This is a genomic window from Nocardia cyriacigeorgica GUH-2, from assembly GCF_000284035.1.
Lineage (GTDB): Bacteria > Actinomycetota > Actinomycetes > Mycobacteriales > Mycobacteriaceae > Nocardia > Nocardia cyriacigeorgica_B.
Genome location: NC_016887.1, coordinates 2,156,730 through 2,172,086, shown reverse-complemented (window position 1 = coordinate 2,172,086; position 15,357 = coordinate 2,156,730). Strand labels below are relative to the sequence as shown.

The window sequence follows — 15,357 nt, the reverse complement described above, 5'->3', positions numbered from 1 at the left end:
CGAGATGCCGCTGTCAATCCCCAGGTAGCCCATTTCCGGTTGTCGATCAGGTAGCCCGGCCGTGACCATGGAGTACGCTGCCGAATCGGAATCCACTTCCGTCGACCGAAGGCCCGTCATCTCATGCCGAACCCACCACGCCGCTTGCGCGCCGATGCCGGACGTAATCGCGCTCGCGTTCTCGAAGCCGCGACCACGCTCTTCGCCGAACGCGGGGACGAGGTCCAGATGTCGGAAGTCGCCGGCGCCGCGGGCGTGGGCGTCGGAACGATCTATCGCCACTTCCCTACTCGGCAAGCGCTCATGGAAGCCATCGCCGAACAGCGCTTCATCCAGATTCTCGACTCCGCTCGTACGAAGTGCCCGGAGTTCGCCACCGGCATCGAGTCGGTCCGATGGCTGCTGACGCATGTCGGACAGGTGCACGAACAAGGGCGCACCCTGTCGAGGATGATCGAGTCGACACTCGGCAATATCGCACCCCAAGGCCCCGTCAAGGCCGACCTCTTCGAGTTCGCCACTGCGATTCTCGAGCAGGGCAAGACCGACGGATCGCTGCGACCGGATGTCACCTCCGACGACCTCTACATGATCATCGGCTCGCTCGCGGCCGTGGTACGGGCCGATCTCGGAGATTGGCAGCGGTTCATCGACATCATCCTGGACGGCTTGAAGCCCTGATCCTCCGCGTTCGGTGACACACGCGACCCGGCCGCGAGCACCCGCTCACACCGCGAGGAATGTCGCAAGGTGCCGGCCGATGTCGTCGAGGTCGCCATCCGGTTGCGACGAAGAACCGGTCGCCAACTCGGTTATCGCGACGTTCTGTGCCACGCCGACGAGCACCATGGCCGCAACTCGCGGATCGACTTCGTCGCGAAGGCGGCCGAGTTCCTGCTCGGCACGCAGGTGGTCGGCGAGTCGATTCACCGCCACCCGCGGGCCCGCACCGTGCCGCTGGGCGACTCGCTGATACTGGTCGACACTCCGGACCAGCCCAGGCCGTCATCCGCGCGCACGGTCGTCCCGCAATGTCTTGACAACCGCGATAGCCCATCCTGTACCGTATCGGAATATGATTCCGCTTCCGGATAGGTCAGGTAGCTCTCACCGTCCTGCACAGGGAGGTCTGAAAACTTCATGAGCACAACGCTTCTCGCCACGCACGTGACGGCGGCCCTGCTACTCGCGGTATTGCTCGGTGTGCAGTGCGGTGAGCTGAGCCGGCTGCGGCGGGCGTCGACGACTCAGGCGCCGAGACGAGTTCTGATCTCGATCGGCGCGATTCTGCCGGTCACCTTGTTCGTCGCGGGAACCGGTGGCCGGCTACTGAATTCGGGATCGCACGTCGGCGCCTGGGCAGCTGCCGGAATGGTCTCCAGCACACTCATCTTCCTCACGTCCCTGAATGCGCTACGGGTACTGGGTCGACGGCAGACGACCTCGGTCACCATCGGCGTGGCTGCCGCGGTGACTATCGCCGCGTCGCAGTGGGGCACACCGGCCTTCACTCTGGCCGGCGCCTACCTCATGGCCGCTCGCCCCACCGAGGTGATTGCAGCCTTCATACCGATCGCACTGGCGGTCGCGGTCACCGTGGTGATGTGCGCCCGCGCCACAACGGGTCGCGTCGCGGCGGCCTGACGCATCGAACATCGAGCAGCGAGGAACCCAGATGACCTACACGTACACCACCGATACTCCATCGGACGCAGCTGTGCGATTGAAATACTGGTCGGCAGCAACGATTTTCGCGAGACTCGCGCTCGGCGCGGGCTTGCTGTCCGCGGTTGCCGACCGATTCGGCCTGTGGGGCGAACCCGGTACCGGAAACGTCGCCTGGGGAGAATTCGATTCCTTTACCGCCTACGTCGACGATCTGGCGCCCTATATGCCCGATGTACTGGTCGATATCACCGCGTGGGCCTCCACAGCCGCCGAGGTGGTGTTGGGTGTGGCCCTGCTGCTCGGCATCGCGCTGCGGTGGACGGCCGTCGCTTCCCTGGCCACGCTGCTCGCGTTCGGCGGATCGATGTTCTTCTTCTCGGGCTTCGAATCGCCGTTGAACGCCTCGGTGTTCAGCGCCGCCGCCGCCGCGGCACTGCTGGCGCTGTCTCCCGAACGCGCCCACGTGCTCAGCATCGACAGTCTTCGCCGCCGCCCGTCCACACGCGCAGGAGCCGGGAAATGACCTACATAGATGAGGACATGCGGCGCATTGTCGACCGCGCCAAGCTGGCCTTCGTCGCCACCGTGCGGCCGGACAATTCGCCCAGCGTCTCACCGAAGGGATCGGTGCGGGTCTACGACGACCAGCACCTGGTGTTCATGGACATCGCCTCACCGGGCACCGTGGCGAACCTGGCGCAGAACCCGGGAATCGACATCGCCGTGGTGGACTTCATCGCCCGCCGCGGCTACCGATTCACCGGCCTGGCGGAATTCCGCGATCCAGGCACCCCGGAGTACTCGTGGCTGCAGACCTGGCTGCTGGACCGCAACGGACCCGGATACCCCGCACATCGCGCCGTCATCGTCCGGGTCGAGGAGATATCGCCGATCAATTCCCCCGCCTACGAATTCGGCAACGCCACCGAGCAGCAGCTCTCGGAGCAGTGGCGCACGGTCTACACCGAAGCGGCGGCTGAATAAGAACGACTATTGAAACTGCGCCGAACCGCAGGAGGTTCGAGGCCAGCAAGCGCGGGTGATGGCGGTGGCTCGGAGCTACACCATCCCGACACCGTCCTTCAGATAGTTCAGTGCGGTCTCACTTCTGGCTCGGCGCGCGGCCGCGACGCGCCGAGCCAGCACTGGTGGCAGCAGGTTCGCGGCTTCGGGCTCGTCACACCACGCTCAGCTTCGCCCCGCACCCATCCGTTTACGAGGCAGCCCGGTGATCTCCTCGGCTCGTTCAGACTCCATGCGGCACAACACTATCTATCGCGATCAACGCATGCCCTGATCGCGGAGACAGCAATTCGGCGAAAACCACAGGAAGACCCCGCTGCACTCGACGGTCAGGTTCTCAGCCGGCGCTCGCCTCGATCAGGCAGCCGTGGAGTTCGGCTGCTGGTTGTCACTTCGCACGCGGTGGGATTCGCGGTCTTGCTCGTTGCGAAGGTGAATTCGCGACAGCGTCTCGGCAAGTAGTTCGCCGGCGTGGTGGCGGTGGTTGATCCGCGGTTTCTGCTCGGGGTCGATGTGGGGTGGAGCGATCCAGGCGGTGCGCCCGGCGTACGGCGAACGTGGGCCCTCGACGCGGGTCTTCCAGCCACCGACGCCGTCGTGGATGAGGGCGTGGCAGGAATCGCAGGCGAGAGTCAGGTTCTCGATATCGGTGTGGCCGTTCTTGCGGTAGTCGAGGACATGATGCACCGCGGACAGGCTCGCCGGAGCGTCGCAGCCCGGACGCGAGCAGCCCTTCAGGGCAGCGATCAGCGCGAGCCGCTGGGCAGCGGAGGCGAGGCGCTTGGATCGGCCGAGATGCAGGGGTAGGCCGGTGTGGTCGAAGACTGCCAGCCAGGGCTGAGATCGTTGGGCAAGGGTGAGTGCATCCTCGAGGGGGACGTTGCCGCCGGTGGCGGTGGTCGCGATCCCGGCGCCGCGTTCGATGTCGTCGACGCTGATGGTCAGAATTGTCGAGACCGGCAGGCCGCGGTGGGCGCCGAGATGCTCGGCGACGATCCCGGAATCGAGGATGGCTTTGAGCGCATCGTGGTTGCGCTGGGCCGCGCTGCGGTGGTCACGTTCAGCGGCCTCGGCGAGAGCGATGGGATCGATCCAAGTGTCGGGCGGCTCGGGCGTGGAATCGGTGAGTGCGCCTCGGGATTCACCACCGCCCAGGGGGCCGCGGCACGAGGCAGAGGCCCGGGCGATGCCTGCGCCGGAAACAGGCGCAGCGCCCTCGGCAGGAACAGCGTCATGACCGGAACCGCCAGCGCCGCCGACGCCCGTGACAGGCGCGTGAGCACAAGCAGCCCCACGGCCGGAGTCGCCGGCATGGTCAGCAAGCGCAGAAGAAGCAGGGACAGGCTGCGCGCCAGACCGGGTGCTGGAGTCGTCAGAAGAGACCGGAGGGCGGGCGGGGCCGCTGTTGCCGGACCGCCGTCCCGCCCGGGTGGGATCATCCATGCCGGACGATCGCCGGGCCGGGCTGGGGCTTTCGGGGTCGTCGGGGTTGCACATGCCGGGGCGGGCGTATTTGGCGAGCAGTGGGTCGAGCAGGGCGCGCAGGACCGGGTCGATCTCGCCGCGGATGGGGCTCATACCGTCGGGGCGTTGGCGGCCGATGATGATGCCGCGCATGCGGGCCCGGTCGTTGTCGGTGGTGAGGTGGCCGTCGGGGTCGAGGTAGGCCAGGATCTTGTCGCCGACTTTGCCGATATCGTCCGGGGAGCCGGTGCGGGCGAAATCGGTGAGGATTTCTTCGGCAGCGGCTCGGTCGTCGGCGGTGGCGCCACAGGGGACGCGGTTCATCACGGTGGCGATGCCGCGGGCGTGGTCGGCGGAGATGTCGCCGGCGGTCAGGGCTTGAGCGGTGTGCGGCAACCGGGGTTCGACGGGATCGCCGCCCATGTCGTGGAACGTCGCGACCGAATGGGCTTGGTGCACACGGGCACCGGCGTCGGCGGAGGCAAGGTTCAGCGTCTCCATCAGGAACCGCTTCAGCGATTTCGACCCGTGCCGGGCAGGCAGTGACCGTTCGGAGGCCTCCACGAGCAGGCGGTGGCGGACCATGGTCAGCATCCGCGAGCAACGCTCCACCTCCCGCATCGCCGCGATCACGGCGGCATCCGAGAGCGGGGTCAGCGGTTCATCCAGCAGGTCGGCGACGGCGGCATGCAAGCGGCCCGCCGCACCTTCTTCTCCGATCCCCCCAGTCGAATGCATGTTCGAATGCTATCGCAGCCGACGCTCGCGCACTAGTGCAAACGAGATCTGAACTGGATGTCTTCACACTGGACGACCGACCGAACTTGCGGAGGTCGCCGACCCAGGCTGCGGACCGGGCAGGGTGAGTACCGACCACTTGCCGGCACTCCCAGCGCCCTGGCAACGGTATCGGCGATGTCGTCGACATCGTGGAACGGGCGCGCGACGTACTCGGCGGGGAAGCACTTCGGCAGCAGGCGAACTCAACGCTGCGGGAGAAGAATCCGGCGCCCCACAGCCGCTCAGGCCATGGGGCGCCGGGATTGTCTCCACGGGCTCCGGGATTGTCTCCACGGGCTACAGTCGGTCGAAATCGCCTTTACGGGTGCTGGTCAGAAAAGAGTCCCACTCGGCCGGGGCGAACACGAGAGCCGGGCCGGAAGGGTTCTTGGAGTCACGGACGCCGACGACGCCATTGTCGAGATGTGCAACCTCAACACACTCCTTGGTTGACGAACTCCTGCTGCTCTTGAACCACCGGGCTCCAGTTAGATCGACGGTCACCGCTGATACTCCTTTGCCACTTGCAAGAGCCGGTCGCGGCTCCGTTGCTGATCCAACGCTACACGGGAAATCCGGGTCAGGACCTGCCGATAACGGTCCACCTCGGGCTCGTCTTCGATGTACAAATCGCCGGTGTAGCCCTCCACGTACACCACCGGCGGCTCGGCCACTTTGGAAACCGAAAGCGCCGGGAACTCCAAGAGTAGGAAGCTACCCACGAGGAGACCAGGGTGACTGGCCGCGTTGAACGGAACCAATCGGAGTGAAACGTTGGGCCGGTCCATCATTAGGGCCAAATGTTCAAGTTGCGCGGCTGCGACCCCGGGACCCCCGGTCTGCTCGTAGATCACGGCCTCCGACAACAGCACATCCACCGAGAATCCCGGATCCTCGAGCCGCGACTGTCGACGAGTCGTCACTGCGACACGGCGCTCGATGGCTTCAGAATCGACCTCTGGCGACTCTGCCCAGGCGAGAGCACGTCGATACTCTGGGGTCTGCAACAGCCCGGGGACCACCACCGTCTTCCATGCCGTCACTCGGCTTGCGGCATCTTCCAGCGCCAGGTAGTGGTCGAAACCCGCAGCTAACTGGTCGGCGTACCCACGCCACCAGGCTCCACCCGACTTCTGAGCCGTCCGGAACTCCTGAAGCAGCCCCAACAACACACGCCGGTCCTTATCACTAGCCGCATACCGATCGCACAGCGCGTTGACCTGCAGGGACGACACCCGCGTCCCATGCCCCTCCTCGATCCGGCCGATGCTCTGCGGGGACAGCTCTATGGCGCGAGCCGCCGCCGACTGGCTGATTCCGGCTCGCTCGCGCAGTTTGCGCAGTTCCCGCCCCAATGCCCTGCGCGGAAGTGTCGATCCCACCCTGCTCACCTCTCCGTACTGGAATGCTCCGAATTGGAACGCTTTGACCTAGAGATGCCCGCATACGAAGTCTGACAGCCGGCGGCGAGAAAAGCCACTGCGCGGGTGATGAATTCGGCGCGTCGCGTGTCTACTGAGCGCAGCGCACGACGGCGGGAAAGCCTCGCCGCACATCCGGTTCGGAGTCCGGAGTACTCCATCCCGGATGGTCCATCGGGTTCGCCCGCAGCCCCGTTGGACCTCGCCGTCGTGCGCCCCACCACTCACCGCGAGGTCAGCCATGAAAGCCGTTGTCTACCTGAATTCCTCGTTTTGCGCGAACCGTCAGCAGGGCTATGAAATGGAGACGCGGGCCTGTGCTGCCAGGCATGGTTATTCGGTAGCGCGTACGGTTGTCGATGTCGGAAACGACGCACTCGTTTGGCTGTTGGTGAAAACCGAGCAGCTCGGGGTGTCGGCGATCGTCACCCCGACGCTCGATCATCTCGGCTCGCGGGCCGACGCCGTCCTGGGCCGCTGCGATCTGCTGACCGTGCACCCCAAGCGTTTCCTCCCACGGGGAACTCGCCTGGCTGCGACGATGCCGGGCAGCCGCCGATGACCGGCCCCTACGGACCAGACCTGTTGCCGGCCGACGACATTCCGGTGAACCACGATCCACCCCGCACCCGGAACGGGATTCTTTCGCGACGAACTCGAATCGATGTTGACTTACCATGCCGACTGTCCGCCGTGTGCATTCAAGGCCGTGCTTCTGAAAATGCTCGATTCGATGAACCGACAGGGTGTGGATTTCCTTCGAATGCCGCCGCGACCAACGAGCAGACCGTGATAGTGGTCCGGGTCGACTGCCATCAGACCAACCGCAGCGACGTGATCGACCGAACCGCGTGGTTGCTGCTGCACAACCTTTCTCGGCTATGCCGAACGGAACAGACCGCAACTGCCGCAGAATCAACCCGGTCGAGTACATCGGCGAAATCTGGTGAGACCTTGTCGATATCGGCTGATGCGATATTCACTAGCCGGGACCGGTCTGCGCGGTGAACACCCGCTCACGCCGAAATCCGGTCGAGCGAGCCGACCGGATTCGGGTTATTCATTTGTGGTTGCACTTCTTTCGGCATTCACACGCGGCGCAGGCCGAGGTATTGCAAGGCTGCGAAGGCGCCGACGACGAGGGCTTGCAGGACGGTCCAGATGGCGCCGGCCACGGTCAGGTCCAGGTCGAGGGTGAGGAGGGCGACCAGGCTGAGTACCACCCAGGCGGCGTTGCCCGCGATGACGGTGCGGACGGCGGCCGGGTTGATGGTCGCCGGGAGGCCGACGAGGGCTACCCCGATCCCGTAGAGAGTGAGGAAAATGCCGATCGGGATACCGACGGCGGTGTCGAGGCCGAGCAGGGATTCGATCGGGCCGGACAGCGCCAGGTAGGCCAGGCCGTTGGCGGCGGTCACCACCGCGTCGAGGCGCAGTGAGAAACGCAGCAGCGCGGGTCCGGGGGCGAGCAGGGTGGACAGGTGGCCGGAGGCGGTGGTGGTCATGATGACTCCTGGGAGGTTCGGATGGCAGATCGGGTCAGGCGGCGGTGGGGACCTTGTCGAGGAAGCCGTAGACGCTGGCGATGCGGCCGTCGGCGATGATCGCGACGTCGAATCCGACGACGACGGCGGGTCCGTCGGCGGGGCCGAGCTCCCAGGTGAAGCGCACCTGATCGTGGTGGCCGTCGACCGGGCCGGCCGGGCGGAACACCCAGCCGGGGAACTGGGCCTGCACGCCGGCGATGGCGGCGGCCAGCTGCTCGTGGCCAGTGACCGAGACCAGCGGGTCGACGTAGGTGGCGTCGGGGGTGAAGATGCGCTCGACAGCCGCGGCACGGGCCGCCTCGTCGGTGGTGTTCCAGGCTTCCAGGTACTGCGCGACGAGAGTGTTCATCGGGTCCTCCATAACGTTCTGATCTGCGGTTTCTCCGCTCGATCGGCTGATGAGAACTACGTTATGGGCGGGCAGGGGGTGCCCGAATCAGTCGCCTATAAGTACTTTTCCGGCGCCATTACCTACAGGGAGGGTCGAGCACTCACGTACCCGAACGTCGGGTCACGAATACAACCGCGCGACTCCTCGGCGCGGGCATCGCGTCCAGCTGACCGGTAGCCGGTGACCGGCGAGCCCGTGCATCGCACCGGCTCCGGCACTGTAGTGTTCGCCGCCGAGGGACCGGCGCGTGGACCGGCCGGACGGAAAGACAGGGATCCCAGTGGATTTCGGCAAGAACGACGATATGGCGACCGATACGGGATACGAGCCGTACCCCGCTGGAGCCAACGGCGCCCCGGACGCCTGGTCGGCACCGCAGGACTCGCGGGAATTTCCCCGCACGATGCCCGCGCCGGTACGGGCGGCGCAGATCATCTCCTGGGTGTTCGGCGCTATGGGCGCCGCCCTGATGGCGGTGGCGGTGTCGGTGGACAACTGGGAATTGGTCGGTGCGCTCATCGGTGGCTATCTGCCCGCCGTTTTTCTCGTGATCCTGGCGTTCGGCTTCGGGGTGAACGGCAACGGCGTCCGCGTGGCCGCGATCGTTGCCGCCAGTTTCGGCATCGTGTTCGGACTCGGCGGGCTGACCCAAGGACTGCCACCCGGGCTCCTGGGCCTGGGCATGTGCCTGGCGATTGTGATCCTGTTGTCGCAGCGCAGCGCGGCGGACTGGTTCAAGCGGCCGCAGTGATTGCGCGGGTAGCGCCCCGCGGCAGTTGTCACACAGCGGCAGGCACCGCACCGATCTCCAGCTGTGCTCCGCGCCATCGCTGACGCAACCGGCGGTCGTGGCTGACAATCACCAGTGCGCCGGGGTAGTCGGCCAGCGCGGCTTCCAGATCCTCGACCAACCCGGGTGAGAGGTGGTTGGTGGGTTCGTCGAGGAGCAGGGCATCGGTGGGCTCGCTGACCAGGCGGGCCAGGGCGAGGCGTTGGCGTTGTCCGGTCGACAGCTCTGCGACGCGCGCGGTGAGCTGGGTGCGGTGGAACAAGCCGAGCGACAGCAAGCGTTCGGCCTGGCGATCGGGTTCGCCGCGGCCGCGGGCGAATGCCGCGAGCACGGTCTCCCCCGGCTTCGGCGCCGGCGGTTGCTGGGCGAGGTAGCCGATGCGGCCGCGACGCACCACCGTGCCCGTGTCTGGGGCAAGTTCACCGGCGAGTACCCGCAGCAGCGTGGATTTGCCCGCGCCGTTGGGTCCGGTGATCAGCAGGCGGTCACCGGCGGCGAGGGTGAGGCCGGTCCGGTCGAGACGCCCCTCGACTGTGACCTCGGTGGCCTCGAGCACTGTGCCGCGCACCCGGCCGCCCGCCAGGGTCGGCGTGAAGCGCAGCGGTTCCGGGGGCGGCGGCACCGGGTCGTCGAGCAGGCGGCGCAGCCGCTCCTCGGCATTGCGGACCCGGCTCGCCAGCGACTGCTGCACGCGGCCGCCCGCCCGGTCGTAGGCCATTTTGTTGTTGTCGCGCATGGCTCGTCCGGGTGCCACCTGGCGGGCGGTGGTCGCGGCCGTCTCGCGCTGCCGGGCGACATCGGATTGCCACTGCTCATACGACTGGGCCCAGCGCTGCCGGGCCGCGGCCTGCTCGGCAAGGAAGCCGGCGTAGCCGTTGCCGTGGCGTACTACCCGGCGGCGGTCCGCGTCGACCTCGAGCAGGCTGGTCGCGACGCGATCGAGGAAGACCCGGTCGTGAGAGACGGCCACGGTGGTGCCACGGCGGGTGCGCAGGTGCTCCTCGAGCCAGGTGAGGGCGCCATCGTCGAGATGGTTGGTGGGCTCGTCGAGCAGCAGCACCTCGGGGGCCGCGGCCAGTAGGGCGGCCAGGCGCAAGCGCACCTGTTCGCCGCCGGAGAGTCCGCCGACGGTGCGCGAACGCGGGACCAGGCCGAGTCCGAGTCCGTGCAGGGCCTGTTCGAGGCGGGCGTCGGCGTCGTAGCCGCCGCGCAGCTCGAAGGCAGTCATCAGCTCGCCGTATTCGGTCATCACCGAGTCGTCGCCGTCGGCCATCGCGGTCTCGAGGTCGCGCATGCGGCGTTCGATCGCGCGCAATTCGCTCATGGCGCGGTCGACGACCTGCTGGACCGTCAGCTGCGGTGGCAGATGCTCGTCTTGGGCGAGATAGCCGACGCCGCCGTCGGATTGGACGACGATCTCACCCCGGTCGGGCCGTTCGACGCCGGCGAACAGGCGCAGCAAGGTGGACTTGCCGGACCCGTTTTCGCCGATGATGCCGGTGCGCTCACCCGCGCCGAGCGAGCAGCTGATCTCGTCGAGAACGACGCGACCGTGGAAGGACTTGGTGACCGCCAGTGCGGTGATCTGAGTGGGCATGCACACGCTCCGAAGCATTCGAGGTCGAGGCGGCCGTGACGGACCGCGGGGACGGGTGAACACTTCGAATGAGCATCGGCAATACCTCGTTAGTGCGACAACTGTCGTAATAGAATGACAGCCCCGACCCGTTCCGTCAAGCATCGGATGAACGACGATGAACTCCGCACCGGACAACGACCCGCCCACCAGCGCTCCCAAGCCCCGGCCGGGCGGGCGCACAGCCCGTATCCGCACCCAGGTCCTGGACGCGGTGCACGCCGAGCTGACAGAACACGGCTACGACGCGCTCACCATCGACAGCGTCGCCGCGCGCGCGGGCGTGCACCGCGCGACGGTGTACCGGCGCTGGCGCGATGTCGGCGGATTGATCGCCGATGTGTTCGCCGCCGCGGCCGATATCGACTGGCAGCCACGCGACACCGGGTCGCTGCGCGGGGATCTGGCCGCGCTCAACGAGGAGATCGAGGCGTCGCTGACCGAGCAGCCGTCGATCGCCGCCGCGCTGATCGCGGTGTCGTTCCGGTCGGAGGAGGCCGCCCGCGCGCTGCAACAGCTGTGGGAGCAGCGGTATGGGCAGTCGGAGATCGTCGTCGAGCGGGCGGTGCAGCGCGGGGAGGTTCCCGCGGGGACCGATGCGCGGGAGCTGTTGATCGCGGCGACAGCGCCGTTGTATCACCGGCTGGTGTTGTTGCGGGCGCCGGCCGAGCCGGGACTCGCCGAGCGGGTGGCCGAGAGCGCGGCGCGGGCGGCGGCGGCCGGGGCGTTCGTCGCGCGGGACGGGTGATCGCCGGCGGTCGCGGGCGCGGATGGAGGTGAGCCTGCGGGCATGGACGAACTCTGCGACGAGCCTCGACACCGCGCATCGCAACTCCAGGCAACCGTGCGGGCCAGGGCGCTACCGTTGGCCCCATGCTGCATGGACGCGAAGCCGAACAAGCCGAGATCGATCGGCTGCTCGAGGCGGCGCGCGCCGGACGCAGTGGGGCACTCGTTTTGCGCGGGGACGCCGGGATCGGAAAGACGGCGTTGCTTGATTATGCTGCGGCGCAGGGTATTCCGGCGGCGCGCAGTGCGGGAATCGAGTCCGAGGCTGAGCTGCCGTTCGCGGGGCTGCACATGTTGGTGCGTCCGGGCATGGAGTTGGTGGAGCGGCTGCCGGAGCAGCAGCGTGACGCACTGCGCGGGGCGTTCGGGCTGGCGCCGCGCGATCCTGGTGATCGGATGCTGATCGGGCTGGCGGTGCTGACCCTGCTGGCGGAGGAGTCCGCCGACGGGCCGCTGCTGTGCCTGATCGACGACGCGCACTGGCTCGACCGCGCCACGGCCGAAGCCCTGCTGTTCGCCGCGCGCAGGCTCGACGCCGAGGGCGTGGTGATGCTGTTCGCCACGCGCGCAGGCGCTTCCGATTTCCCGGCGCCGGGTATCCCGGAACTGCGGTTGACCGGCTTGCGGCAGGAGGCCGCGGCCGCCCTGATCGACAGCACAGCCCCCGACCTCGCGCCGGTGCTGCGCTACCGGCTGCTCACCGAAGCGGCCGGAAACCCGCTGGCGCTGCGGGAACTGCCCGCATTACTGGCGGCCGAAGCGCCAGGCGCGGGCGCGAATCCGCTGCCGATCACCGACCGGCTACGCATGGCCTTCCACGGGCAGATCAGTGGGCTACCGGACGCCACGTCGACGGCGCTGCTGGTGGCGGCGGCCGCGCACACCGCCGATCTGGCGACGGTGCTGCGCGCAGCCGAAACGCTGGGCGCCCGGCTGAGTGATCTGCGGCCGGCCGAGGATGCGGGGCTGGTGCACAGCGACGGAAGCACGCTCGCGTTCCGTCATCCGATGCTGCGCTCGGCGGTGTATCAGGGCGCGGGACTGAGCCGGCGCCTGGAAGCCCATCGCGCGCTGGCCGACGTCTCGACCGCACCCGAGGATGCCGACCTGCGCGCCTGGCATCTCGCCGCCGCCGCGACCGGCACCGATGAATCGGCAGCGGCAGCGTTGGAGGAGACTGCCGAACGGGCCCGCGTGCGCAGCGGCTACCACGGCGCGGTCGCGGCCTACGAGCGGGCAGCGGACCTGAGTACCGACGCTGAAGCCCGCGTGCGCAGGCTGGTGCTCGCTGCCGAAACCGCCGTGGAGGCCGGGCAATTCGACCGCGCACGGCTGCTGGCCGAACGCGCCGCGCCGCTCGGCCGCGACCCATCGGTGGCGGCGCGACTCGATTCGGTGCGCGGCACCGCCGAATTCGGCGCCGGCCGCCCGCGCACCGCCCATGAACTGCTGCTGAGCGCCGCCGACGGCACGGGCGATCCGTCTCGGGCCGCGCGGATTCTGGCTCAGGCCGTGCATGCCGCATGGTATGTCGGCGCGGGGGAACTCGCCGAGGTCGCCGAGCGGGTCCGGGGACTGCGATTGCCGCCGGACGATCCGATGGCGCCGATCATCGAGTATCTGCTCGCAGCGACGCTGGATATCCGGCCCGAGCCCGCGGGGCGGTACGCCGCTGCGGGCCAGTCCGCGCCGAGGGCGGTGACCACGACCAGCAGCTCCGCCAGACCGGTGAATAGCCCGTCGCAACTCGATACCCGGCACCTCCAGCAGGTACCGGCGGTCGACTCCGAGCGCCCCATCACCGCACCGGCCGCCGACGGAGGTGACCAGGCACCCGCCACTAACTCGCAGGCCAGCCCTGCATCATCGGTTCGCTCGCGACTCGCGGGAACCGATCCGCACCCGAGACTCGCACGCACGGACCTGCGCACCGCCGCAGCCGCCGCGCAACGCAACGGCGCCGACAGCCCGCGTGATCTGGTGCAGATGTGTGGCGCGGGACTGGTCGTCGGCGCGGATGAGCAGGTTGGTGAGCTGGCCCGGACTCTGCTGGCGCAATGCCGCGAGCAGGGACGGATCGCGCTTTTACCGCCGCTGCTGTTCTTCCGCGCGGAGGCCGAACTGTTTCTCGGCCGGCCGCGGGAGTCGCGGGTCGCAGCGGCGGAGGGGGTGCGGATCGCCGAGGACATCGGCAATGGGCATTGGGTCAGTCAGTTGTGTGGCTTCCTGGCCTATCTCGGCGCGCTCGAAGGTTCGGAAGCCGAGTGCGGCGAGCTGGTCGGCAAGGCGCTGGCCGAGGACCTCGGCGGCCCCGACGCGGCGGGTGCGACCTGGACCCATGCCGCGCTCGGCCTGCTCGACCTCGGGCTCGGCCGCGTCGACGGCGCGTTGTCGCGGCTCACCGCACTCACCGTGGAACCGGCACGGCACCAGGTGATCGGGTTGCGGGTGCTGCCGGATCTGGTGGAGGCGGCGGTGCGGGCCGATGCCATGCCCGCAGCAAACGAGGCCCGCACCAGGCTGACGACGTGGGCGCAGACCACCGGCGCCGACTGGATCGGCGCCCTCGATCACCGAGCCCGCGCGCTCACCACACCGGACGAGAGCGCCGAACAGCACTTCCGCGCCGCCCTCATTCCCGGCGGCCGCCCGTTCGACACCGCGCGCACCCAGCTGCTTTTCGGGGAATGGTTGCGTCGCGACAAACGCAAGACCGAGGCGCGCACCCAGCTCGAGGCCGCGGCCGAAACCTTCGGTCGGCTCGGGTTCACGCCGTGGGCCCAGCGTGCGCGCACCGAACTCGCCGCGCTCGGCGTCGGTGCGGCGACCCGGCCCGCGCACGGGCTCGCCGCCGCGTTGACGCCGCAGGAATTGCAGATCGTCCGGTTGGCGGCGCAGGGGATGTCGAATCGGGATATCGCCGCGCAGCTGGTGCTGAGCCCGCGCACGGTCGGTCATCACCTGTACAAGGCGTATCCGAAGCTCGGGGTGGTCTCGCGCGGGGAACTGGCGGATCTGCCGCTGGATCCGGACTGAGGTCTACCGGGTGCGCAGGATTCCGGCGATCCACACCAGGCTGCCGACCGCGGCGGCGGCGAGCACCGCGACCTGCGCGGAACCCACGATCAGCGCCAGCGCCAGCAACGTGGCCAGACCGGCGGCCAGCGCCTCCAGCTTGTACACCGGCCAGGCGCTCCCCGCGATATCGATCGCCGCCGGGCGGGCCGGCAGGGTGCGGCTCGCGGCGCGAATGTGGGGGTAGGACGCGGTCATGTCTTCAGGGTATACCGGACTGCAAAGTTCGGGCCAGCGAACTTTTTGTCGCGGTGACCACATCCGCCGGTCGCGGCCGGGAATGCGGGCCGCGGGAACAACCGCGCTCCCCCGCGCTGTTCTCGCAGATATGCCATTGACAGGGGAATACGCACCGAGCACCTCCGACTGGGCCCGCAAGCAGGCCGAAACCTACGAGAACTCCGGCGGCGAGAAGGGCACCACGCTCAACGGCGTGCCCGTCGTGCTGCTCACCACCCGCGGCGCCAAGACCGGCAAACTGCGCAAGACGCCGTTGATGCGGGTCGAGCACGACGGTGAGTACGCGGTCGTCGCCTCGCTGGGCGGCGCGCCCAAGCATCCGGTCTGGTACCACAACATCAAGGCCGATCCGCATGTCGAACTGCGCGACGGCACCGTCACCAGGGACTACACCGCGCGTGAGGTCATCGGCGCGGAGAAGGCGCTGTGGTGGGAGCGGGCCGTCGCGGTCTGGCCCGACTACGCCGAGTACCAGAAGAAGACCACCCGCGAGATCCCGGTCTTCGTCCTCACCCCGCACTGAGCGCGCCTAC

At 68.2% G+C, this 15,357-nt stretch carries 17 protein-coding genes; 9 read left to right on the top strand and 8 right to left on the bottom strand.

Annotated features, from left to right (window positions below):
* The first annotated feature begins 123 nt into the window (after positions 1 to 123).
* A complete protein-coding gene (locus tag NOCYR_RS09720) occupies positions 124 to 681 on the top strand; it encodes a TetR/AcrR family transcriptional regulator (protein WP_048833225.1) in 558 nt (185 codons plus the stop codon).
* A 45-nt stretch (positions 682 to 726) separates the two neighbouring features.
* Here NOCYR_RS09720 and NOCYR_RS30990 read toward each other — a convergent pair whose 3' ends face one another.
* Positions 727 to 930 carry a hypothetical protein gene (locus NOCYR_RS30990; protein ID WP_419538297.1) on the bottom strand — a complete coding sequence of 68 codons (204 nt, stop codon included), beginning with the start codon at positions 928 to 930 and terminating at the stop codon, positions 727 to 729.
* 210 nt (positions 931 to 1,140) lie between these two features.
* Between NOCYR_RS30990 and NOCYR_RS09710 the strand changes: the two genes are divergently transcribed.
* Genes NOCYR_RS09710 through NOCYR_RS09700 form a run of 3 tightly spaced genes read left to right on the top strand, consistent with a single transcriptional unit; the run spans position 1,141 to position 2,652 of the window.
* Positions 1,141 to 1,644: a hypothetical protein gene (locus NOCYR_RS09710; RefSeq protein WP_148280582.1), complete on the top strand. Its 504-nt coding sequence runs from the start codon at positions 1,141 to 1,143 to the stop codon at positions 1,642 to 1,644.
* Between the two features lie 31 nt (positions 1,645 to 1,675).
* On the top strand, positions 1,676 to 2,191 hold the full coding sequence (locus NOCYR_RS09705; RefSeq protein WP_193364734.1) for a DoxX family membrane protein: 516 nt from the start codon (positions 1,676 to 1,678) through the stop codon (positions 2,189 to 2,191).
* Positions 2,188 to 2,652 carry a pyridoxamine 5'-phosphate oxidase family protein gene (locus NOCYR_RS09700; protein WP_014350186.1) on the top strand — a complete coding sequence of 155 codons (465 nt, stop codon included), beginning with the start codon at positions 2,188 to 2,190 and terminating at the stop codon, positions 2,650 to 2,652. The genes NOCYR_RS09705 and NOCYR_RS09700 overlap by 4 nt, the downstream gene beginning before the upstream one ends.
* Before the next feature lie 396 nt (positions 2,653 to 3,048).
* Here NOCYR_RS09700 and NOCYR_RS27915 read toward each other — a convergent pair whose 3' ends face one another.
* The 3 genes from NOCYR_RS27915 to NOCYR_RS09685 form a co-directional block, all read right to left on the bottom strand.
* On the bottom strand, positions 3,049 to 4,893 hold the full coding sequence (locus NOCYR_RS27915; RefSeq protein ID WP_081505360.1) for an HNH endonuclease signature motif containing protein: 1,845 nt from the start codon (positions 4,891 to 4,893) through the stop codon (positions 3,049 to 3,051).
* A 339-nt stretch (positions 4,894 to 5,232) separates the two neighbouring features.
* Positions 5,233 to 5,439: a DUF397 domain-containing protein gene (locus tag NOCYR_RS28270; RefSeq protein ID WP_081505359.1), complete on the bottom strand. Its 207-nt coding sequence runs from the start codon at positions 5,437 to 5,439 to the stop codon at positions 5,233 to 5,235.
* Positions 5,436 to 6,317 (bottom strand): helix-turn-helix domain-containing protein, encoded by an 882-nt coding sequence (locus NOCYR_RS09685; protein ID WP_231856056.1) that lies wholly within the window; start codon positions 6,315 to 6,317, stop codon positions 5,436 to 5,438. The genes NOCYR_RS28270 and NOCYR_RS09685 overlap by 4 nt, the downstream gene beginning before the upstream one ends.
* Positions 6,318 to 6,597: 280 nt before the next feature.
* Here NOCYR_RS09685 and NOCYR_RS28265 point away from each other — a divergent pair, with 280 nt between their 5' ends.
* Positions 6,598 to 6,918, top strand: a complete 321-nt coding sequence (locus NOCYR_RS28265; protein WP_148280581.1) for a hypothetical protein — start codon at positions 6,598 to 6,600, stop codon at positions 6,916 to 6,918.
* A 526-nt stretch (positions 6,919 to 7,444) separates the two neighbouring features.
* On the opposite strand, the gene NOCYR_RS09680 is transcribed toward NOCYR_RS28265, so the two are convergent.
* Together NOCYR_RS09680 and NOCYR_RS09675 are read right to left on the bottom strand one after the other, a co-directional pair.
* Positions 7,445 to 7,861: a hypothetical protein gene (locus tag NOCYR_RS09680; protein ID WP_014350182.1), complete on the bottom strand. Its 417-nt coding sequence runs from the start codon at positions 7,859 to 7,861 to the stop codon at positions 7,445 to 7,447.
* Positions 7,862 to 7,895: 34 nt separating this feature from the next.
* Positions 7,896 to 8,252, bottom strand: coding sequence for a nuclear transport factor 2 family protein (locus tag NOCYR_RS09675; protein WP_014350181.1), 357 nt, complete (start codon positions 8,250 to 8,252; stop codon positions 7,896 to 7,898).
* 289 nt (positions 8,253 to 8,541) lie between these two features.
* On the opposite strand from NOCYR_RS09675, the gene NOCYR_RS09670 reads away from it, so the two are divergent.
* On the top strand, positions 8,542 to 9,045 hold the full coding sequence (locus NOCYR_RS09670) for a hypothetical protein (protein WP_148280580.1): 504 nt from the start codon (positions 8,542 to 8,544) through the stop codon (positions 9,043 to 9,045).
* Positions 9,046 to 9,073: 28 nt separating this feature from the next.
* Here the strand turns inward: NOCYR_RS09670 and abc-f are convergent, their stop codons facing one another.
* The gene (gene abc-f, locus NOCYR_RS09665; RefSeq protein WP_014350179.1) at positions 9,074 to 10,681 is read right to left on the bottom strand and encodes a ribosomal protection-like ABC-F family protein; all 1,608 of its coding nucleotides are present in this window, start codon (positions 10,679 to 10,681) and stop codon (positions 9,074 to 9,076) included.
* A 157-nt stretch (positions 10,682 to 10,838) separates the two neighbouring features.
* Between abc-f and NOCYR_RS09660 the strand changes: the two genes are divergently transcribed.
* A complete protein-coding gene (locus tag NOCYR_RS09660) occupies positions 10,839 to 11,468 on the top strand; it encodes a TetR/AcrR family transcriptional regulator (RefSeq protein WP_014350178.1) in 630 nt (209 codons plus the stop codon).
* Positions 11,469 to 11,593: 125 nt separating this feature from the next.
* A complete protein-coding gene (locus tag NOCYR_RS09655) occupies positions 11,594 to 14,545 on the top strand; it encodes a helix-turn-helix transcriptional regulator (protein ID WP_014350177.1) in 2,952 nt (983 codons plus the stop codon).
* A 3-nt stretch (positions 14,546 to 14,548) separates the two neighbouring features.
* Here NOCYR_RS09655 and NOCYR_RS09650 read toward each other — a convergent pair whose 3' ends face one another.
* Positions 14,549 to 14,782, bottom strand: coding sequence for a hypothetical protein (locus tag NOCYR_RS09650; RefSeq protein ID WP_014350176.1), 234 nt, complete (start codon positions 14,780 to 14,782; stop codon positions 14,549 to 14,551).
* A 130-nt stretch (positions 14,783 to 14,912) separates the two neighbouring features.
* Between NOCYR_RS09650 and NOCYR_RS09645 the strand changes: the two genes are divergently transcribed.
* Positions 14,913 to 15,347, top strand: a complete 435-nt coding sequence (locus NOCYR_RS09645; RefSeq protein ID WP_048833219.1) for a nitroreductase family deazaflavin-dependent oxidoreductase — start codon at positions 14,913 to 14,915, stop codon at positions 15,345 to 15,347.
* The last annotated feature ends 10 nt before the right edge of the window (positions 15,348 to 15,357 follow it).